This is a genomic window from Pseudomonas lini (assembly GCF_001042905.1).
Lineage (GTDB): Bacteria > Pseudomonadota > Gammaproteobacteria > Pseudomonadales > Pseudomonadaceae > Aquipseudomonas > Aquipseudomonas lini.
In genome coordinates this window covers 1-17,677 of sequence record NZ_JYLB01000012.1, presented here as the reverse complement: position 1 = coordinate 17,677, position 17,677 = coordinate 1, and the positions used below count along the sequence as shown (strand labels likewise).

The window sequence follows — 17,677 nt, the reverse complement described above, 5'->3', positions numbered from 1 at the left end:
GCACCGCCGCTCCCACAGGGGATTCAGTGATGGTTTCTTTAGCCGTCATGCGCCGGACTCCTGAATCGCCCGGACCACGGTGTTGAGATTACCGGTCATTTCTTTTTCGTACTTGTCGGCGGTGTATTCGCCATAGGAAATGTGCGACAGCGGGTACAGCTTCACCCCGGATTCACGCTGGATGGTCTCGACGTAAGTGGACGGGAAATCCATCTCCGAGAAGATCACTTTCACGTCCAGCTCCCGCAGTTGGTCGATGGTCTTTTTCAACTGGCTGGGGCTCGGTTCGATACCGTGGGCCGGCTCGACCACAGCAGTCACTTCCAGGCCAAACTCGCGCAGTAAATAGTCATAGGCGGCATGCACCGTGGCCACGCGCAACTCTGCGTTCGGCGCCTGGGTCAGTTTTGCCAGGGCGTCCGCGCGCATCTGACGCAGGCGTTTGCCGTAGGCGCGGGCGTTCTGGGTGTAGGTTTTGGCGTTGCTCGGGTCGAGCTTGCCCAGTTCCCGGGCGATATTGTTGACCTGGGCAATGGAAGCGCTGATCGACAGGAACGTGTGCGGATTGACCACCTTGCCGGCGCCGCGGGCAGCAACGCCGGTGGCGGCCAGCAGGGGCACGTTTTCGTTGGCTTCGATCACCTTGATGTTCGGGATTTCGCTGGCGGCGATCATGCGGTCGGCGAAGTCGTCATGGCCCACGCCGTTGAGCACAATCACGTCCAGCCCGCCGATGCGTTTGATGTCTTCGGCCCGAGGCTCGTAGGCATGCGGGTTGAAACCTGCCGGGATCAGCGGCACCACTTCGGCTTTGTCACCGACGATGTTGGCCACGTAACTGTAATAAGGGTGCAGGGTGATGCCGATGCGCAGGCGCTTGGCTTCGTCGGCACTGGCCAAAGGTGTCAGCAAACAGGCAAACAGGCCGACCAGCAGCAGGCGAAAAAAGGCATGGCGTTGAGATGAACTAGGCATGGGAAAGCGGTCTTCTCTCGGGTAAAGGCGAGGGTTCAATGCCGATGCTGGCGGGTGACGCCGGCATCGAATTGCGCGACGATCTGCTGCCAGCCGGCGCCATTGAGCGCAGCGTCGGTGAGATCGTTCGGCGCGGGGAGGGCGCTGCTGCGGTTGAGCCAGATGTCTGGCGCAGAGTCGTCTTCAGCGGTCAAACGCATCAAAAACGAGCCGGCGACGGTTGGGCTCTGGCTCTGGCCGAAGTACGCCTTGGCGTCCAGCAACTGCCAGGCATGGCCGCCACGACTGACAGAACTGGCGTCCTGGGCAAACGGCGCAAAGCCTTCATCGGCGAGGGTGGCGGGTGTGGGCAGCGCCTGTTGTTCCTGACGCAGCAGATGAATTTCATCCAGGGTGACCCGCAGGTCGGCGTAAATACCTTGCTCGGATGCGCTCAGATCACGACGGGCATCCAGTTGATGACTGCCAACGCTGCTCACTTCTTGAGCCTCGCCACGCCAGGCGACCACCGAGCCGGCAACCGCCAGGATCATCAGGCACAACAGCAACACATAAAGGGTTTCATGGCCGGCACCGGCCGGGCGAACAACTTGGGTGGTGGGCGAGGTCATGCTCACGTTCAGGGCGCCTCGATGTCGGCTTGGTCGATCTCGACGACATGGCCGGGACCGGCGTCGAACAGCACGTAGAACTCAGCGCCGGGTTTCTTGAACGTCAGAGTCGAATCGGCGCCGAGCTTGCCCGGCACCAGAATGGTTTCGTCGTAGCCGATCACGTCAAGAGTCACTCCAGGTGCGCCGCTGCCGTCGGAAAAACCGCCGGTGCATTGAATCTGTTCGGCGTCGATGGCCTTGCATTCGCACATCGGGTTATGGGCCAGGGCGCTGGTGCTGAAGGCGGCGCACAACATCAATAGAACGGGCCGAAAAGCGTTGATCATGGATTGCCTCCTTGTTTGTTCAGCCATGCGAGAGTGGCCGGGGATGCCTGGCTCAGGGGGATGGACGCTTGATGCATGGCGCCGTCCCAGCCTTCCATGGTGATCCACAGCTCGGCGTCGGTTTTGGTCTTTTCAGGCACCGGCAGCATTGCGCCCATGCGGTACGGCGTGCCGAAGAAAATCGCCCCGGCCGCGCGCAGGCTGCGGGGTTTGCCGAGGCGCAGGTAAATCGCCTTGACCTGATCGCGACAACGCTCGCACAGCGCTATGTTGAAGCCCTTCATGTAGCCGGCGGGGCCCGTCAATCGCGGCGCTTCGTTGCGCAGTTCGGCCAGTCGCAGGCTCCAGGGGCCAACCTGGATTTCGCCGATCTCCCGTTCCCCCAGCCCGCTGTCGCCGCGAAACAGCGAGGCGTCGGCAAAGTATTTGGGCATGAAGCCCAAAGGGATCAGCAGCAAGAAAATGTTGATGTGGAAGCGCCATTTGCGCCAAAGCAGGCTCGCCCGCGAAGGCTGCGGTGCAGTGATCGTCTTGCTCACAGGTTGCCCTCCGGAGTCTGTTGGTTCATGACCGTTTGCGGGCTCGACACCGGGCGTGGGGCCTTGTTGCTGCGCTTGAACGCATTGGCGGTGGCCAGGGCGGTGCGTTTGGTCCAGATCAGCAACCCGCTGAGTATCATCAGGCTCAGCAGCAAACCGAAGAAGAACCAGATCAGCTTGATCCAGATCCCGCCAAAGTCACCGGTGTGTAACGGACGCATCGACTCGGTCACGAATTCCAGGCCGGTGCGATCGGTCAGCAACCGCGTGCTGGCGATATCGCCGTTGTACGGGTTGACCTCGGCCGTCTGGAACATCAGCGGATACCAGCTGCGACCGCCCACTGAGAGGTGGCTGTAAGCATTGCTCGGCAGGGTGACGAAACTGGCATCGAGTCCGGGGATCTGCTCTTGAGCGACCTTGATAGCCTGTTCCAGATTGATCATCGGGGCCGGCTTGCCGGTGCTGATCAGCGGCACACTTTCGCGCGAGACGACCGACACCACCGGTTCCGTGGTAATCGAAATCTGGTTGTCGAACAGAATCGCCTTGATCAGGAACCAGACACCGGTGATCGAGATCACCGCGATGAACCAGATCGACCAGATGCCACTGAGCCGGTGAAAGTCGCCCCAGAAAATCCGCGCGCCATGACGAATGCGCAAGGTCGGTCGGAAAAAGCCTTTCCAGAACCGTTTGTAAACCACCAGCCCGGTGACCAGCGACGCCAGCATCGGCAGCGCGAGGAACGACACCAGATACCAGCCCCAGCTGTAGCCGTTGGTGAACGGCACCAGCCACCAGCCATGCAGTGCGCGGGTGAATGCCTTGAAATTGAATTGTGGAGCGGTGCCCTGAATCACCCCGCTATAGGGGTTCACATAGACCGTTACCGAGCGTCCGTCCGGGTAACTGACGTCCACGTCCAGAGCGAAATGCGACTCGTCGGGGCGATTGATACCCTCGACCAGCGTCTGGGGTTCGGCCTTTTTGATGGCGGCGATGATCTCGTCATAATTGAGCCGCGACGCATCGTCCGAAGGCGGGCTGGCACGCATTTGCGGATTGGCCAGCCAGACAATCTCCTGACTGACCACCGCCAGCGTGCCGGTCACACAGACGATCAAGACAAAGAACCAGATGGGCAGCGCCAGCCAGCTATGGACCAGAAACCAGAGTTTTGAGCGGGATTTCTTCGACATGATTAAAGGTCTTGTTTCGATGAGAGGAGCGCTGCTGTGGGCTTCCCAGCGTTGCGCTCCATGAAAAGTCCGGCCGTGGCTTTTGCCTACGCGACCGACTGCATCTAAATAAGACGTATGAGCATCGGAAATCCCGAAAAGGGATATGAAAGTAAATGTTTCGTGTTTTGCCTTGGGTGGGAGCTGGCTGATAGTCAACATTGATGGTGGATGTGATGACCTCTTCGCGAGCAAGCCCGCTCCCACATTTGACCGCATTCTTCAGATAGAACTCGGTCGAATGTGGGAGCGGGCTTGCTCGCGAAGGGGCTCGAACATTCACTGAAAAACTCAACCCTGCTTAAACATCTCCTTCGCCCGCTGTTCGATCTGTTCCTGAGTCAAATCCTCCTTGCGCGTGGCCAGAAACCACAAATGCCCGTAGGGATCCTTCAAAGTCCCCGAACGGTCGCCATAAAACTGGTCCTTGACCTCGGACACCACCGTGGCCCCTGCATCAATGGCCTGTTTAAAGGACTTGTCCACATCGTTCACATACAGATGCAGCCCCACGGACGGCGATTGATCCGGGTTGCTCAAGGGGCCCTGGTCGCAAGGTGTGCCAAGCATGATCGGGCAGTCGCCGATACGCAGCTCGGCATGCCCGATGCCGCCATCGGGCATGGCAAGGCGCATGACTTCGGTGGCGCCAAAGGCTTTCTTGTAGAAGTCGATGGCTTCGGCAGCTTTCTGAATGCCCAGATAAGGGGTGATGCTGTGATAACCCTCTGGAATAGGTTTTACGCTCATGACGGTTCTCCTTTTTTTGTGAGGTTAAGGTGTTCCTTCGCCGATTTCCGGTCGAATAACTATAGGTCAGCCCCTTTTCCCGCAACCGAGTGCCCGACGAGCAGCAGTGCCACTGTTCAGCTATCAATCGATCATTTCAGTAGCTGCGCCCCCGGCCCTTGCTCACCCAACACATCACCAAAGTTACGCAGCGGGCACGCCTCCATCGACAGACATCCACACCCGATGCACCCATTGAGCCTGTCCCGCAGCAGGGTCAGCTGATTGATCCGCTCATCCAGATCCCGGCTCCACTGCGCCGACAACACTTTCCAGTCCGCCGCCGTCGGTGCACGGTTATCCGGCAGGGATTTCAACGCCTCGCCAATCTCCGCCAACGGAATCCCTAAACGCTGAGCCACTTTGATCAGCGCCACCCGGCGCAACACTTCCCTCGGATAACGCCGCTGATTGCCCTGGTTGCGGTTGCTTTTGATCAGGCCCTTGGACTCATAAAAGTGCAGCGCCGTGACCGCTACACCACTGCGGGCGGCCACTTGGCCGACGGTCAGTTCTTTATGCAGGTTTTGCGAGGTGATCATTTAAAAAATGCCCCTTGACCTCTAGTTAGCTCGAGGTTTTACCCTGCAGGCCTTCGGATCGCAAGATCCGGCTTACAGTGAGTGGGGACTATTCATGCACGCGCCAGAGAAGAATCGCAGCTTCACCCAACTGATCGAATTCGAAATCGAACCCCGTCAGCAAGCCGCGCTGGTGTCGGCGCTGTCGGCGCACACTGAACGTCTGGCCCAAGGCTACCCAGGTTTCTTGAGTGCCAACATCCAGGCCAGCGACGATGGCCGGCGGGTGCTCAACTACCTGCAATGGCAATCCCGCGAAGCCGGAGAAGCCGCCTTTCAGAGCTTCGAGAGCGGCGAGCAGGATTTCTGGCAGCTGATTCGCGCCCATCGGGCGAAAACCGTGACCTTCGGCTCATTTCAGGTGCTGCATAGCCTGGCGCTTAGTCACGACAACGCGCTGCACTGCACGCTGATCGGCTAGATCGACAACTGCATCAAACGCTCGCCCTGCAGGTTCTCCGTGGGCCGGCGTTTATTCACCGCCAGTTCGCCGATCTTGATCAGCCGAGTGCGGGTTACGTTGCGGCTCAGCCCCAGCAGGGCAGCGGTATGCACCTGGTTGTAGTGGCTGAAGCGATAGGCTGCCCGCAACAATGCATCTTCGACTTTCTCGTGCAGCGCGCCGGCCTGTTCCTCGAAGAGCTTTTGAAAGGCCCGATCAAGCAAGGCTTCCGGTGAGTCGTCGACGTTGGCGTGGTGGTCGTCCTGACGCTCGATGCGCATGTTCGACAGGCGCAAGTCGTCGCGCTCGATCACACTGTTGCGGCAGATCAACAACGTGTGGTGAATGACGTTTTCCAGCTCACGGATATTGCCCGGCCAACTGTAGCTGCGCAGTTTGTGTTCGGCCTCTTTGCTGATGGTGATGCTGCCGTAACCCAAGCGCTGGCTGTAGGCTTCGACGAAATGCCGGGTCAGCGGCAGGATGTCTCCGGGGCGCTCGCGCAACGGGCTCAGTTCCAGGCTGACCACGTCGAGGCGGTAATACAGGTCCTCGCGAAAGTGCCCGGCGTTGATGGCTTTTTCCAACTGCACGTTGGTCGCCGCCAGCACTCGCACATCGATGGGAATGCTCTTGCGCGAACCCAGGCGCACCACTTCGCGCTCCTGCAGCACCCGCAGCAATTTCACCTGAATCGCCATTGGCAAATCACCGATTTCGTCGAGGAACAAGGTTCCGCCATTGGCCTCTTCGAACCAGCCGGCCTTAGCGCTGAGCGCGCCGGTGAAGGCGCCTTTTTCATGGCCGAACAACTCGGCCTCCACCAGCGACTCGGAGAATGCGCCGCAGTTCACCGCCATGAACGGCCGGTTGCGCCGGGCGCTGAGGTTGTGGATGTGCCGCGCCACCAGCTCCTTGCCGGTGCCGGTTTCACCGATGATCAGCACGCTGGCTTCACTCGGCGCGACCTGCTGCAAGTGCGCCAGCAGGGCTTGGGATTTCGGGTCTTCGAACACCTGTGCCGTGGCGCGAATCGAGGTGGCCAGCGCGGGCGAGGGCGGTAAGGTCAGCAGTTGCATGGGGCAGGCTCCATGAGTGAAAGGCTAGGAATAGAAGGTCGGGATCGGCAGGGACTGGTTCAGCGCCCAGTCACCCAGTTCATGGAGTTTGTAATCCACCGGATCGTGCAGGGTTTGCGTACGCAAGTTGCGCCAGTGGCGGTCCAGTCGCAGTGAGGCGTGAGTCGAGCGGGCGCCGGTCACTTCGAACAAACGGCTACACAGTTCCAGGCCATTGCGCGTCGCTGCGACCTTGGCGGTGGCGATGGCGGTGGCCAGATGTCCGCGTTCCTCGGCGCTCAGAGTCGAGCCCTTGGCCCAGGCTTTGTCGAGCAACTCGGCGGCGCGTTGCACCAGTAATCGAACACCTTCCAGTGCCACCCAGAATTCGCCGTAATGGCCGAGCACATAAGGATCCTCCCGCACATCCGCAGCACTGGATTTGTGCCACGGACGGGTTTCGGTGAGGGTGTATTGCCGCGCCTCTTCGAAAGCGCCTTCGGCAATGCCGAGGAACATATGGGTGAATGTGAGCTGGGCAATCAAGGGGCGCAAGCAGGCGAACGGCGTGCTCAACGGACCGGGGTCAAGCAGTAATTCCGACTCTTCGACCCGCACCCGTTCAAACGTGGTGCTGCCGCTGTCGGTCTGGCGCTGCCCCATGTTGTTCCAGTCGTTGTGCAGCGTGATACCGCTGCGCCCACTGGGAATCGCGGCGATCAACAGCTTGCCGCCGGCACTTTCATCGACGGCCGAGGCGATCAGCATTTCCGAGTCGCTGGCGCCGGAGCAGAAGCTCTTCTTGCCGGAAAACTCGCGCCAGCCTCCGAGGTCTTTCACCACGGTGCGGGTGTCCAGCGGGTTGAGGGCGTTGCCCCAGAACCAGTTCTTGCGCGCGGTTTGTTCAAACCACGGTTGCCATTGATCCGGTCGGGCGAACAGGCGCACGGTGGCGAGCATCAGGTGATGAAAGCCGAAGACGTGAGCGATCGAACTGTCGACCTTGGCGAACTCGCGCACGATGTTCAGGGTTTCGCTCCAGCTGGCGCCGAGACCGCCGTACTGGACGGGAATGCTTAAAGCGAGCAGGCCGCTGTGGCGCAAGGCATCACGTTCGGCTTTCGGCGTACCGCCGCGTTCATCGCGCTCGACAGCGGTCAGGGCAAACTCGGCGGCCAGCTGGCGGGCGGTCTGTAAGGGGGGCAACAGGGCGCTTAGCGGCTTGGCAGTCACGCGGAATTTCCTATATGTCATGGACCACTGTGATTGATCGTTCCCACGCTCTGCGTGGGAATGCCTCTAGGGACGCTCCGCGTCCAGTGACGCGGAGCGTCACGGGCTGCATTCCCACGCAGAGCATGGGAACGATCAGTAGGGGAGGTTTTCAGGCCGTGGCTTTGGCCGGCAGCACATCATTGGCGATCATTTCGCCAAACGGCCCGGTGAGGTTGGTGACGCCACGTCCGGCCAGGCTGGCATACGGCTCGGGCAGCAGCGGGAACACCAGTTCGGCAAAGCGATAAGCCTCTTCGAGATGCGGGTAGCCGGAGAAGATGAAACTCTCGATTCCCAGATCCGCATACTCCTTGATCCGCGCCGCCACTTGCTGCGGGTCACCCACCAGCGCAGTCCCGGCCCCGCCGCGTACCAGACCTACACCGGCCCACAGGTTGGGCGAGATTTCCAGGTTGTCGCGACGGCCGTCATGCAGTGCGGCCATGCGTCGCTGGCCTTCGGAATCAAATCGCGAAAACGACTTTTGCGCGGCAGCAATGGTCTCGTCGCTGATGTGCTCGATGAGTTTGTCCGCGGCTTTCCAGGCCTCTTCGGCCGTCTCGCGCACGATCACATGCAGGCGAATCCCGAACTTCACCGTGCGACCGTTTCGCGCCGCGCGCTCTCGAACATCGGCGAGTTTTTCAGCCACTGCGGCGGGTGGCTCGCCCCACGTCAGGTAAACATCGACCTGCTCGGCAGCCAGGTCATGAGCGGCCTCGGACGAGCCACCGAAATACAGTGGCGGATAAGGTTTCTGCACCGGTGGATACAGCGCTTTGGCGTTCTGCACTCGCAGGTGTTTGCCTTCAAAATCCACCGATTCGCCTTGCAGCACGCGGCGCCAGATCTTCAGGAATTCGTCGGTGACTTCGTAGCGTTCGCTGTGATCGAGAAAACTGCCGTCGCCACGGTTTTCATCCGGGTCGCCGCCGGTTACCACATTGATCAGCAAGCGGCCGCCAGACAGTCGATCCAACGTCGCGGCCATCCGTGCCGAGACCGTCGGCGAAATAATCCCCGGACGAATCGCGACCAGATACCGCAGGCGTTCGGTCAGCGGCACCAGGGCCGAGGCAATCACCCACGAATCCTCGCAGGAACGCCCGGTAGGAATCAGCACGCCGTGGTAACCGAGACTGTCGGCAGCCTGGGCCACTTGTTTCAAATAGTTGAGGGTCACCGGGCGGGCGCCCTGAGTGGTGCCCAGGTAATGGCCGTCGCCGTGGGTCGGCAGAAACCAGAAAACATCCATGAAGAGATCCTTAAGCGATTTTCAGCAGATTTTTGGGGTGCACGCCGAACAACGGCGCCGCGCGTTCTGCAGCAAGACGAATGCGGGCCTTCAAGGGCTCACTGGTTATTTGGTAATTGGAGAAGTCGGCTTCGGTGGCATAGACGCCAATCGGCAAGGTCAGGGCCTGGAAGAAACTGAACAGCGGCCGCAACTGATGATCGAGCACCAGCGCATGACGTTCGCTGCCACCGGTGGCAGCCAGCAGCACCGGAGTGTCGATCAGCGCGTTGAGGTCGATCAGGTCGAACAGGTGCTTGAGCAGGCCCGGGTAGGAGCCGCGATAAACCGGCGCGGCGACGATCAGCAAATCGGCGCTTTCGATCGCTTGCAGCTCGGCTTCGATGTCGGCGCTCAGTTCCTGACGCGACAGCGCGGCGCCTAGTGGTCGAGCGATATCGCCCAGTTCGATCAGCTTGCTTTCGATTGGCAACTGCTCGGCCAGTTCGGCCAACAGCGCCTGGGTCAACACCAAAGTGCGAGACGGACGCCAGGTACCGCCGGAGAGGGCAACGACTTTCAATGGACGCGACATGATCAGTTCCTTTTTTAAACAGTTGCTCAGCGAGCAGTGATGAGTCACCGGAGTTGAGCAAGAGCTGTACCAATCCTTGGGAACCCCGTTTCCCGTGGCTTTCAGCGCGGTTGTTGGCAGGCGCTGTTCGATTTGACCGGGTGTTTGTTGATTGACTGTTGCCAGGCAAACAGTTGCGTGGGCAACAGTGCGTGAGGCGATGGAGTTGTTTATAAAGGCTCTCTGTTATTCCGCAAAAGACCATAAATTAATATTTATAGATCATTGGGAAATATGAGGTCGGCAATCGGAGCCGCGTTTACCAAAGTCGATAGCGACTATCGAGAGCGTTGATTTCTACCCTTCGAGCGGCACGAGTAGCCTGTGTTCATTGCCCCAAACACAGATCACCGGACGCCCGAAATGAAATCTCTACTTGCCACTTTCTTGTTGCTCGCCATCTCCGTTCTCGCCGGATGTGCCAGCCATGTTTCACCGGAATTGCGGCCCTACACCGCTGAAGAAACCCGGGAACTGGCGCTGGAGGCCCTGAATCGTCGTGGCTTGTCCTTCGACGAGTACCATGCGAAGAAAGCCGAATTGCTCGGCCAGCCGGCAAAATCGTTCAGTTTCGACAAACAAGGTGAGATGAACGCCGAACGCGCAGTACAGCTGCACGGCCGCCAAAGCTGAGCGACAACTGTACTGCTCGAACTTTCACGCAACTGTCCATGGGTTTCCCTCAAGGCGTGCGATAGGGTCAATACCTGACTGACCCTGATGGACTGCCACCCATGACACTCTCGCTCGACCTGCTGCTGGGCTTTGCCCTGTTTGCCCTTGTCACCTCGATCACCCCCGGCCCGAACAACACCATGTTGCTGGCCTCTGGCGTGAATTTCGGCTTTCACCGCACCATTCCCCACATGCTGGGCATTACCTGCGGCTTCTTCGTCCTGGTAGTCGCTGTCGGTTTCGGCCTGGGCACGGTGTTTCAAACCTATCCAATGCTTTACACCGTGTTGCGCTATGTCGGCGCGGCGTATTTGCTGTACCTGGCGTGGAAGATTGCTCATTCCGGGCCGGTAGCCGAGGGTGCACAGGGCGAGGGCAGGCCGATCAGTTATCTAGGTGCGGCAGCGTTTCAATGGGTCAACCCCAAGGCCTGGATCATGGCCATCGGTGCCATCAGCACCTACACGCCGATGCAGGGCTATTTCACCAACGTGATTGTGATTGCCGCGGTTTTCGCCTTGATCAACCTGCCAAGCGTCGGGGTGTGGGCCGGTTGCGGCACGCTGTTGCGCAATGTGCTGCGCGATCGCCGCTGGTTGCGGCTGTTCAACTGGGGCATGGCCTTATTGTTGGTGGCTTCGCTGTATCCGTTATTGCTCGAAAGCTTTGGCTGACGCATTGCTTCATCCGGTGGCCCGATGCCTGTTAAGCTCGACTTCAGGAGCGTTCCTACGCACTTTTAAATGAAGTTGTTCTTCTTTAATGGCCTCCGATCAGGTATTGCTGTCGTTCTGAAAATTCGGCGTCGCTCATGAGGCGGCGCTTTGAAACTTCCAGTGACGAGCTTCCTGATCCCGGAACACGCTCTGCGAGTCCTTTATGAATAAACGTCCGTTGTATTTCGACTACGCCGCCACCACGCCGGTGGATGAGCGGGTCATCAAGGTCATGGTCGAGTGTCTGGGTTTCACCGGTAACTTCGGCAATCCAGCGTCCAGTTCCCACGCCTTCGGCCAGCAGGCCCGGCAATCGGTCGAGCAAGCACGGCGTCAGGTCGCCGAATTGGTGGGTGCCCAGGCGGAGCAGATCGTCTGGACCTCCGGCGCCACCGAATCAAACAACCTTGCCCTCAAGGGCGTGGCCCAGGCCCGCGGTGTGTCCGGCGGCCACATCATCACCAGCCAGATCGAACACAAAGCGATTCTCGACACTGCAAAACAATTGCAGGACGCAGGCGTTGCGGTGACGTATCTGGTGCCCGATGCCGAAGGCCTGATTACCCCGCAAGCGGTCAGCGAAGCGATGCGTGAGGACACCTTTCTGGTGTCGTTGATGCTGGTCAATAACGAACTGGGCACCATCAACGACATCCCGGCCATCGGCCAGGTGGTGCGTGATCGCGATGCGTTGTTCCATGTCGATGCGGCCCAGGGCGCGGGCAAAGTGGCGATCGATCTGGCCCGGTGGCCGGTGGATTTGATGTCGTTCTCGGCGCACAAGGTCTACGGTCCCAAAGGCATCGGCGCGCTGTATGTCGGTCCTCGTGCGCAGCAGCGTCTGCAGGCGCAGATCCACGGTGGCGGTCACGAGGGCGGGTTGCGTTCCGGCACTCTGGCGACGCACCAGATTGCCGCCATGGGGGCAGCCTTCGCGTTGGCGGCCACCTTGTTCGATGAAGAAAAAGCCACCATCGCGCGTCTGCGTGAACGCTTGCTCGAGCCGCTGCTGAGCATTCCCGGCGTGCGTCTCAATGGCAGCCCGACCCAGCGCATTCCCCATACCTTGAGCCTGACTTTCAATGAAGGCGAGTTCAGTTCCGCGGCGTTGAGCACCTCGATCGCGTTTTCCGCGACCTCGGCCTGTAATTCCGCCAGCAATGCGCCGTCCCATGTGTTGCTGGCCCTGGGGCATGACGCACGCTCGGCCAGTCGCACCATTCGCTTGAGCCTGGGGCGTTTCACCACCGAACAGGATATCGATCAAGCGGTACACCTGATTAAGGCAACTTGCGCCAGTGCTCCGGCATTCTGGGCGACAGGTCCTTAAGCGCCGACTCCGATCGGCACCGAATAATAATGATGAGTGGTTAGCAGGAGACACGATGAGTACACAGCCTTTGACCAATGGATTGGTACCCCAGCGCCTGGCGCAAACCCGCGAGCTGATGAGCCGGGAGGGCATTCATGCTCTACTGGTGCCGTCGGCCGACCCGCACCTGTCGGAATACCTGCCGGGCTATTGGCAGGGACGGCAGTGGCTGTCAGGTTTTCATGGCTCGGTGGGCACGCTGATCGTCACGCCGGATTTTGCCGGTGTCTGGGCCGACAGCCGCTATTGGGAACAAGCGAGCAAGGAGCTCAAGGGCAGCGGCATCGAACTGGTGAAGCTGCAACCGGGTCAACCCGGCCCGCTCGATTGGCTGGCCGAGCAAACCCCTGAAGGCGGTGTCGTCGCAGTCGATGGCGCGGTGATGGCTGTGGCCTCGGCGCGTACTTTGAGCAGCAGACTCGAAGAGCGCGGCGCACGTCTGCGTACCGATATCGATCTGCTGAGTGAAGTCTGGAGTGACCGTCCGAGTCTGCCGAACGAGCCGATCTACCAACACTTGCCGCCTCAGGCGACGGTCAGCCGTGGCGAAAAACTCGCCAAACTGCGTGAGGTGCTGAAAGAGCGCGGTGCCGACTGGCACTTCATCGCCACCCTCGATGACATCGCCTGGCTGTTCAACCTGCGCGGCGGCGATGTGTCGTTCAATCCGGTGTTCGTGTCCTTCGCCCTGATCAGCCAACAGCAGGCCACCTTGTTCGTCGCCCTGAGCAAAGTGAGCGCCGAGTTGCGCGCCATTCTCGAACAGGATGGCGTGACCCTGCGCGATTACAGCGAAGTAACCGCCGCCTTGCGCGCTGTGCCGAGCGGCGAGAGCCTGCAAGTCGATCCGGCGCGGGTCACGGCCGGTCTGCTGGATAACCTGAACAGCGGCGTGAAACTGCTCGAAGGCCTGAACCCGACCACCCTGGCCAAGTCGCAGAAAAGCCTGGCCGATGCCGAGCACATACGTCGGGCCATGGAGCAGGACGGCGCGGCGCTGTGCGAATTCTTCGCTTGGCTGGAAGTGGCCTTGGGGCGTGAGCGCATCACCGAATTGACCATCGACGAACACCTGACCGCGGCGCGTACCCGCCGCCCGGATTATGTGTCGCTGAGCTTCAACACCATTGCCGCGTTTAACGCCAACGGTGCGATGCCGCACTACCACGCCACCGAAGAAGAACACGCGGTGATCGAGGGTGACGGCCTGTTGCTGATCGACTCCGGCGGCCAATACCTGGGCGGTACCACCGACATCACCCGAATGGTGCCGGTGGGTACGCCGACTGGCGAGCAGAAGCGCGATTGCACTCGAGTGCTCAAAGGCGTGATTGCACTCTCCCGTGCACAGTTCCCACGAGGCATTCTGTCGCCGTTGCTGGACGCTATTGCTCGCGCACCGATCTGGGCCGAAAGCGTCGACTACGGCCACGGCACCGGTCACGGCGTCGGCTACTTCCTCAATGTTCACGAAGGCCCGCAAGTCATCGCCTATCAGGCTGCGGCGGCACCACAAACCGCGATGCAGCCGGGCATGATCACGTCCATCGAGCCGGGCACTTATCGTCCAGGTCGCTGGGGTGTGCGGATCGAGAATCTGGTGTTGAATCGTGAAGCAGGCAAGAGCGAATTCGGTGAGTTCCTGAAATTCGAAACCCTGACCTTGTGCCCGATCGACACCCGTTGCCTGGAACCATCGCTGCTGACCGAAGATGAGAAGCAGTGGTTCAACGGCTATCACGCCGAGGTGCGTGAACGCTTGAGCCCGTTGCTCGACGGTCCGGCCCTTGAATGGTTGAACACCCGAACCGCGGCTATTTGAGCGGTTTGAGTCCAGGCGCTGTCTCCAGCGCCAGGCTCAGGTCATAGGCAGGCGCTGGCTATTGCGTACGCAGGGCTTCAAGGACGAAGTCCAGCCGATCCTGGCCGAAGAACAGCTGATCACCGACAAACATGCTCGGCGCACCGAATACACCGCGTTGCACCGCTTCCTCGGTGTTTTCCTTGAGGGTGGCTTTGACGGCCTCATCGGCGGTCAGCGCCAGCACTTCATTCGGATCAAAACCGTTTTGCGTCAGCACGGCGGCAACAGTCGCTGGATCATCGAGGCTGCATCCTTCAACCCAAAGGGCGTGAAACAGGCAATCGATAAACGCCTGAAAGCGTTCGGGATGGTGCAGTTGCATACCCGTGACAGCGCGCATCAGCATCAGGGTATTGATCGGGAAGTTCGGGTTGAACTTCAGCGGTACGCCATAGCGTTTGGCATAGCGGTCCAGGTCCTGAAACATGTAGCGACCCTTGGCCGGTACGGTGATGGGAGAAACATTGCCGGTAGCTTTGAAGATGCCACCCAGCAGCATCGGTCTGTAGATCAGCTGACTATCGGTCTGTTTGCAGATCTTCGGCAGTTGGGTATGGGCCAGGTAAGTGGCGGGGCTGCCGAGGTCGAAAAAGAACTCCACGGTTTTGCTCATGGTCGATGTGCTCTTCTTATTGCTGTAGGGGAGGGCTTACCAGCGTTCGTTCCATGGGCGCAGATCCAGCTCGAAGGTCCAGGCGTCTCGTGGCTGGCTGTGCAGGTACCAATAGTTGTCGGCAATGTGCTCGGGATTGAGGATGCCGTCCTGATCCTTGGTCGCGTATTTTTCCGGAAAGTTGTCGCGGATAAAGTCGGTGTCGATGGCGCCATCCACTACGACGTGGGCGACATGGATGTTCATCGGTCCCAGTTCGCGGGCCATGCTTTGCGCTAGGGCCCGAATCCCGTGCTTGGCACCGGCAAAGGCGGCGAAACCCGCGGCGCCGCGCAAACCAGCAGTGGCGCCAGTGAACAGGATCGTGCCCCGTTGGCGAGTGACCATGCGCTTGGCCACTTCACGAGCGTTGAGAAACCCTGAGAAACAGGCCATTTCCCAAATCTTGAAATACTTGCGGGCGGTTTCTTCGAGGATGCTGCACGGCACATTGGCGCCGATATTGAAGACGAACGCTTCGATGGGGCCGAGTTCGGTTTCGATCTGCTCGATGAGCGCTATCACGTCTTCTTCATTACGCGCATCGCAGGCAAAACCGTGAGCCTCGCCGCCACTGGCTGTGATGGACGCTACTAATGGCTGGAGTTTGTCTGCGCTGCGACGTGTGACGCAGGCGATATAACCTTCACGGGCAAAACGTTTAGCGATGGCGCCGCCGGTGGCATCGCCTGCGCCGACGACCAATACGATTTTCTTGTTATTGATAGCGGTGGTCATGGATATGGCCCTTTGCTGAACGGTCATTGACTGACGAACGTTAGCAGCATCCGGGCGAAGCGCCTATCGGGCTACGCAAGCCCGATAGAAAGGAAGGGTTACTTGCAGATGACGATCATGCTGCGGCTGGTATAGCCGGCAGGGTTGAGGCCGAACGGATAGTCGCCGGGCTCTTCCACTGCATCCCCTGACTTGGCGATGACCTTGTATCCCTTGGGCGCACATGAATTGGCGGCGCTGGTGTAGCACTTGTCCCACGAGGACGAGAGCCCGGAACAGTTGATATGCAGCCCTCTCTTGCCGTGTTTCGTCTGGGGTTTGGAGGTCGCCGCGCAGCCCGCAATTGCAAGTACGGCGATCAGTATCAAAATTCGTTTCATTGCTGTCCTTAATAGCGGCCCCGGATCTGTGCCTGGGTCTGCCTGCATTCGCTTTTGCTTGAAGCGTTCTGATATCCCTATCTGAAAAAATCCATGTCTGACACTGAGTTACGTAGCCTAAACATGGCCTAATTGAGCGGCAAATACCAGACCTTCGTCAATCTTGTTTCAATCCGCTGCGACCGCAGGCTTGGCGGTACTCCCCATGGTCAAGGTCGCGCCGACGGAAGCCAGAATGATGCACAGGATAGCCATCCACTGTGACAGGGAAAGGTATTCCTGGAGGAACAACAGGCCGGACAGCGCGCCGATCGCAGGTTCGATGCTCATCAACGTACCGAAGGTCCGGGCTGGAATCCGTGTGAGGGCGACCATCTCCAAGGTATAGGGCAGGGCGGTGGACAGAATGGCGACGCCGATGGCCACCGGAATCAATGAGGGTGTCAGTAACGCGGCGCCAGCGTGGACAATGCCGATAGGCGCTACGAACAGGGCGGCAATCATGACGCCCAATGCTGCGGTCTGCACCCCATTATCAGCACCGGCCTTCTGACCGAACAGAATGTATAGTGCCCAGCAGACACCAGCACCCAGGGCATAACCTGCGCCGACCAGATCGATGCCCGCGCTCGTGGCGCCTATTGGAATCAATAGCAGTAAACCCAAGGCTGCCAGAGCGATCCACAGAAAATCGATCGCTCGACGTGAGGCATAAATAGCGACAGCCAATGGGCCAGTGAACTCCAGGGCTACAGCGATACCCAGAGGGACAGTGCGCAAGGACATATAGAAGAGGAAGTTCATGCCGCCCAACGCCATCCCGTAGACGATAACCGTGCGCAGGGATTTCGCGGTGAGCTTCGCTCGCCATGGGCGCAACAGCAGCAGCATGATCACACTGGCAAAGATCAGTCGCAGGGTGGTCGTTCCTTGAGCACCAACAACCGGGAACATGCTTTTGGCCAGGGAAGCTCCGGACTGGATCGATGCCATGGCTATCAAGAGCAGGCCAACCGAGAACAGAGTCGAGGCAAGGCTGCGGGGGTGGTCATTCATTGCGTGGCATCGTCCGAAGTAGCAAGCGAGAGTATTGTTGTATGTGTTGGGCAATATACTGCGCATTCGTTGCGGGCGCGTCTATATATAAGCAGGGATTTTGAGCATCCTGATAGAAAAACCAAATCAGGGGTTGACGGCAGATTCTGGAAGTCTATAATTCGCCCCACTTCCGGCGCAGTCGAAACGGAAAACTCCTTGGTAAACAAAGAGTTAAGCAGTTTTCGGCAGCGGTTACGCTTCAGTTCATCGAAGCCAGAAGGAGTTGGTAAGGCAGTGTGTTTTTGCCTTATTGACGGTTCGATCATCTCGGTCGAAAGCGGAGAAAAAGAGGTGTTGACAGCAGCGTGTAACGCTGTAGAATTCGCCTCCCGCTAACGAGAGATCGGAAGCGCAAGTGGTTGAAGTTGTTGAAGAATTCTTCGAAAACTTCTGAAAATAACCGCTTGACAGCAACAGAGGCTGCTGTAGAATGCGCGCCTCGGTTGAGACGAAAGATCTTAACCAACCGCTCTT

20 protein-coding genes are annotated in these 17,677 nt (G+C 59.3%); 5 read left to right on the top strand and 15 right to left on the bottom strand.

All coding sequences use genetic code 11. The features are described 5' to 3' along the window. Nucleotides 1-45: 45 nt before the first annotated feature. From TU81_RS27050 to soxR, 7 genes are all read right to left on the bottom strand, one after another. A complete protein-coding gene (locus TU81_RS27050; protein WP_048397508.1) occupies nucleotides 46-975 on the bottom strand; it encodes a metal ABC transporter substrate-binding protein in 930 nt (309 codons plus the stop codon). A gap of 35 nt (nucleotides 976-1,010) precedes the next feature. Next, a complete protein-coding gene (locus tag TU81_RS27045) occupies nucleotides 1,011-1,586 on the bottom strand; it encodes a DUF6162 family protein (protein ID WP_048397502.1) in 576 nt (191 codons plus the stop codon). 8 nt (nucleotides 1,587-1,594) lie between these two features. Then, the gene (locus TU81_RS27040; RefSeq protein ID WP_038982288.1) at nucleotides 1,595-1,915 is read right to left on the bottom strand and encodes a hypothetical protein; all 321 of its coding nucleotides are present in this window, start codon (nucleotides 1,913-1,915) and stop codon (nucleotides 1,595-1,597) included. Beyond that, nucleotides 1,912-2,454, bottom strand: a complete 543-nt coding sequence (locus TU81_RS27035; RefSeq protein ID WP_038982289.1) for a hypothetical protein — start codon at nucleotides 2,452-2,454, stop codon at nucleotides 1,912-1,914. The genes TU81_RS27040 and TU81_RS27035 overlap by 4 nt, the downstream gene beginning before the upstream one ends. Further along, nucleotides 2,451-3,656: a PepSY-associated TM helix domain-containing protein gene (locus TU81_RS27030; protein WP_048397500.1), complete on the bottom strand. Its 1,206-nt coding sequence runs from the start codon at nucleotides 3,654-3,656 to the stop codon at nucleotides 2,451-2,453. Before TU81_RS27030 ends, TU81_RS27035 begins: the two co-directional genes overlap by 4 nt. A gap of 330 nt (nucleotides 3,657-3,986) precedes the next feature. Then, the gene (locus TU81_RS27025; RefSeq protein ID WP_048397497.1) at nucleotides 3,987-4,445 is read right to left on the bottom strand and encodes a VOC family protein; all 459 of its coding nucleotides are present in this window, start codon (nucleotides 4,443-4,445) and stop codon (nucleotides 3,987-3,989) included. 131 nt (nucleotides 4,446-4,576) lie between these two features. Beyond that, nucleotides 4,577-5,026 carry a redox-sensitive transcriptional activator SoxR gene (soxR, locus tag TU81_RS27020; protein ID WP_048397492.1) on the bottom strand — a complete coding sequence of 150 codons (450 nt, stop codon included), beginning with the start codon at nucleotides 5,024-5,026 and terminating at the stop codon, nucleotides 4,577-4,579. A gap of 94 nt (nucleotides 5,027-5,120) precedes the next feature. Here soxR and TU81_RS27015 point away from each other — a divergent pair, with 94 nt between their 5' ends. Then, the gene (locus tag TU81_RS27015; RefSeq protein ID WP_038982293.1) at nucleotides 5,121-5,486 is read left to right on the top strand and encodes an antibiotic biosynthesis monooxygenase; all 366 of its coding nucleotides are present in this window, start codon (nucleotides 5,121-5,123) and stop codon (nucleotides 5,484-5,486) included. Here the strand turns inward: TU81_RS27015 and TU81_RS27010 are convergent. The 4 genes from TU81_RS27010 to msuE form a co-directional block, all read right to left on the bottom strand. Next, nucleotides 5,483-6,586, bottom strand: coding sequence for a sigma-54 interaction domain-containing protein (locus tag TU81_RS27010; RefSeq protein ID WP_048397479.1), 1,104 nt, complete (start codon nucleotides 6,584-6,586; stop codon nucleotides 5,483-5,485). The two genes, TU81_RS27015 and TU81_RS27010, sit on opposite strands and share 4 nt — an antisense overlap. A 24-nt stretch (nucleotides 6,587-6,610) precedes the next feature. Further along, nucleotides 6,611-7,819, bottom strand: coding sequence for an acyl-CoA dehydrogenase family protein (locus TU81_RS27005; RefSeq protein WP_161794739.1), 1,209 nt, complete (start codon nucleotides 7,817-7,819; stop codon nucleotides 6,611-6,613). A 130-nt stretch (nucleotides 7,820-7,949) separates the two neighbouring features. Then, a complete protein-coding gene (ssuD, locus tag TU81_RS27000) occupies nucleotides 7,950-9,095 on the bottom strand; it encodes an FMNH2-dependent alkanesulfonate monooxygenase (RefSeq protein WP_048397477.1) in 1,146 nt (381 codons plus the stop codon). Between the two features lie 10 nt (nucleotides 9,096-9,105). Continuing rightward, nucleotides 9,106-9,669, bottom strand: a complete 564-nt coding sequence (msuE, locus tag TU81_RS26995) for an FMN reductase (protein WP_008006482.1) — start codon at nucleotides 9,667-9,669, stop codon at nucleotides 9,106-9,108. A gap of 402 nt (nucleotides 9,670-10,071) precedes the next feature. Here msuE and TU81_RS26990 point away from each other — a divergent pair, with 402 nt between their 5' ends. From TU81_RS26990 to TU81_RS26975, 4 genes are all read left to right on the top strand, one after another. Continuing rightward, nucleotides 10,072-10,341: a hypothetical protein gene (locus TU81_RS26990; RefSeq protein ID WP_008075566.1), complete on the top strand. Its 270-nt coding sequence runs from the start codon at nucleotides 10,072-10,074 to the stop codon at nucleotides 10,339-10,341. Nucleotides 10,342-10,442: 101 nt separating this feature from the next. Further along, entirely contained in the window at nucleotides 10,443-11,057 is a 615-nt protein-coding gene (locus tag TU81_RS26985) for a LysE family translocator (RefSeq protein WP_038982298.1), read from the top strand. A 205-nt stretch (nucleotides 11,058-11,262) separates the two neighbouring features. Further along, complete coding sequence (locus TU81_RS26980) at nucleotides 11,263-12,429, top strand: cysteine desulfurase family protein (protein WP_038982299.1); 1,167 nt, start codon at nucleotides 11,263-11,265, stop codon at nucleotides 12,427-12,429. Between the two features lie 55 nt (nucleotides 12,430-12,484). Further along, nucleotides 12,485-14,293: an aminopeptidase P family protein gene (locus tag TU81_RS26975; protein WP_048397472.1), complete on the top strand. Its 1,809-nt coding sequence runs from the start codon at nucleotides 12,485-12,487 to the stop codon at nucleotides 14,291-14,293. A gap of 58 nt (nucleotides 14,294-14,351) precedes the next feature. On the opposite strand, the gene TU81_RS26970 is transcribed toward TU81_RS26975, so the two are convergent. From TU81_RS26970 to rhtA, 4 genes are all read right to left on the bottom strand, one after another. Next, entirely contained in the window at nucleotides 14,352-14,948 is a 597-nt protein-coding gene (locus TU81_RS26970) for a 2-hydroxychromene-2-carboxylate isomerase (RefSeq protein ID WP_048397470.1), read from the bottom strand. Between the two features lie 36 nt (nucleotides 14,949-14,984). Next, entirely contained in the window at nucleotides 14,985-15,725 is a 741-nt protein-coding gene (locus TU81_RS26965) for an SDR family oxidoreductase (RefSeq protein WP_038982302.1), read from the bottom strand. 98 nt (nucleotides 15,726-15,823) lie between these two features. Beyond that, complete coding sequence (locus tag TU81_RS26960) at nucleotides 15,824-16,105, bottom strand: hypothetical protein (RefSeq protein WP_038982303.1); 282 nt, start codon at nucleotides 16,103-16,105, stop codon at nucleotides 15,824-15,826. Between the two features lie 168 nt (nucleotides 16,106-16,273). Beyond that, a complete protein-coding gene (rhtA, locus tag TU81_RS26955; RefSeq protein WP_038982304.1) occupies nucleotides 16,274-17,161 on the bottom strand; it encodes a threonine/homoserine exporter RhtA in 888 nt (295 codons plus the stop codon). Nucleotides 17,162-17,677 lie beyond the last annotated feature (516 nt).

Coding starts and splice junctions, on each gene's coding strand:
- TU81_RS27025 (WP_048397497.1), bottom strand. CDS start 4,445: ATGAGCGTAAAACCTATTCCAGAGGGTTATCACAGCATCACCCCTTAT.
- TU81_RS27045 (WP_048397502.1), bottom strand. CDS start 1,586: ATGACCTCGCCCACCACCCAAGTTGTTCGCCCGGCCGGTGCCGGCCAT.
- TU81_RS26985 (WP_038982298.1), top strand. CDS start 10,443: ATGACACTCTCGCTCGACCTGCTGCTGGGCTTTGCCCTGTTTGCCCTT.
- TU81_RS27010 (WP_048397479.1), bottom strand. CDS start 6,586: ATGCAACTGCTGACCTTACCGCCCTCGCCCGCGCTGGCCACCTCGATT.
- TU81_RS27040 (WP_038982288.1), bottom strand. CDS start 1,915: ATGATCAACGCTTTTCGGCCCGTTCTATTGATGTTGTGCGCCGCCTTC.
- TU81_RS27005 (WP_161794739.1), bottom strand. CDS start 7,819: ATGACATATAGGAAATTCCGCGTGACTGCCAAGCCGCTAAGCGCCCTG.
- TU81_RS26975 (WP_048397472.1), top strand. CDS start 12,485: ATGAGTACACAGCCTTTGACCAATGGATTGGTACCCCAGCGCCTGGCG.
- TU81_RS27015 (WP_038982293.1), top strand. CDS start 5,121: ATGCACGCGCCAGAGAAGAATCGCAGCTTCACCCAACTGATCGAATTC.
- TU81_RS27050 (WP_048397508.1), bottom strand. CDS start 975: ATGCCTAGTTCATCTCAACGCCATGCCTTTTTTCGCCTGCTGCTGGTC.
- TU81_RS26980 (WP_038982299.1), top strand. CDS start 11,263: ATGAATAAACGTCCGTTGTATTTCGACTACGCCGCCACCACGCCGGTG.
- msuE (WP_008006482.1), bottom strand. CDS start 9,669: ATGTCGCGTCCATTGAAAGTCGTTGCCCTCTCCGGCGGTACCTGGCGT.
- soxR (WP_048397492.1), bottom strand. CDS start 5,026: ATGATCACCTCGCAAAACCTGCATAAAGAACTGACCGTCGGCCAAGTG.
- TU81_RS26990 (WP_008075566.1), top strand. CDS start 10,072: ATGAAATCTCTACTTGCCACTTTCTTGTTGCTCGCCATCTCCGTTCTC.
- rhtA (WP_038982304.1), bottom strand. CDS start 17,161: ATGAATGACCACCCCCGCAGCCTTGCCTCGACTCTGTTCTCGGTTGGC.
- TU81_RS26965 (WP_038982302.1), bottom strand. CDS start 15,725: ATGACCACCGCTATCAATAACAAGAAAATCGTATTGGTCGTCGGCGCA.
- TU81_RS26970 (WP_048397470.1), bottom strand. CDS start 14,948: ATGAGCAAAACCGTGGAGTTCTTTTTCGACCTCGGCAGCCCCGCCACT.
- ssuD (WP_048397477.1), bottom strand. CDS start 9,095: ATGGATGTTTTCTGGTTTCTGCCGACCCACGGCGACGGCCATTACCTG.
- TU81_RS26960 (WP_038982303.1), bottom strand. CDS start 16,105: ATGAAACGAATTTTGATACTGATCGCCGTACTTGCAATTGCGGGCTGC.
- TU81_RS27030 (WP_048397500.1), bottom strand. CDS start 3,656: ATGTCGAAGAAATCCCGCTCAAAACTCTGGTTTCTGGTCCATAGCTGG.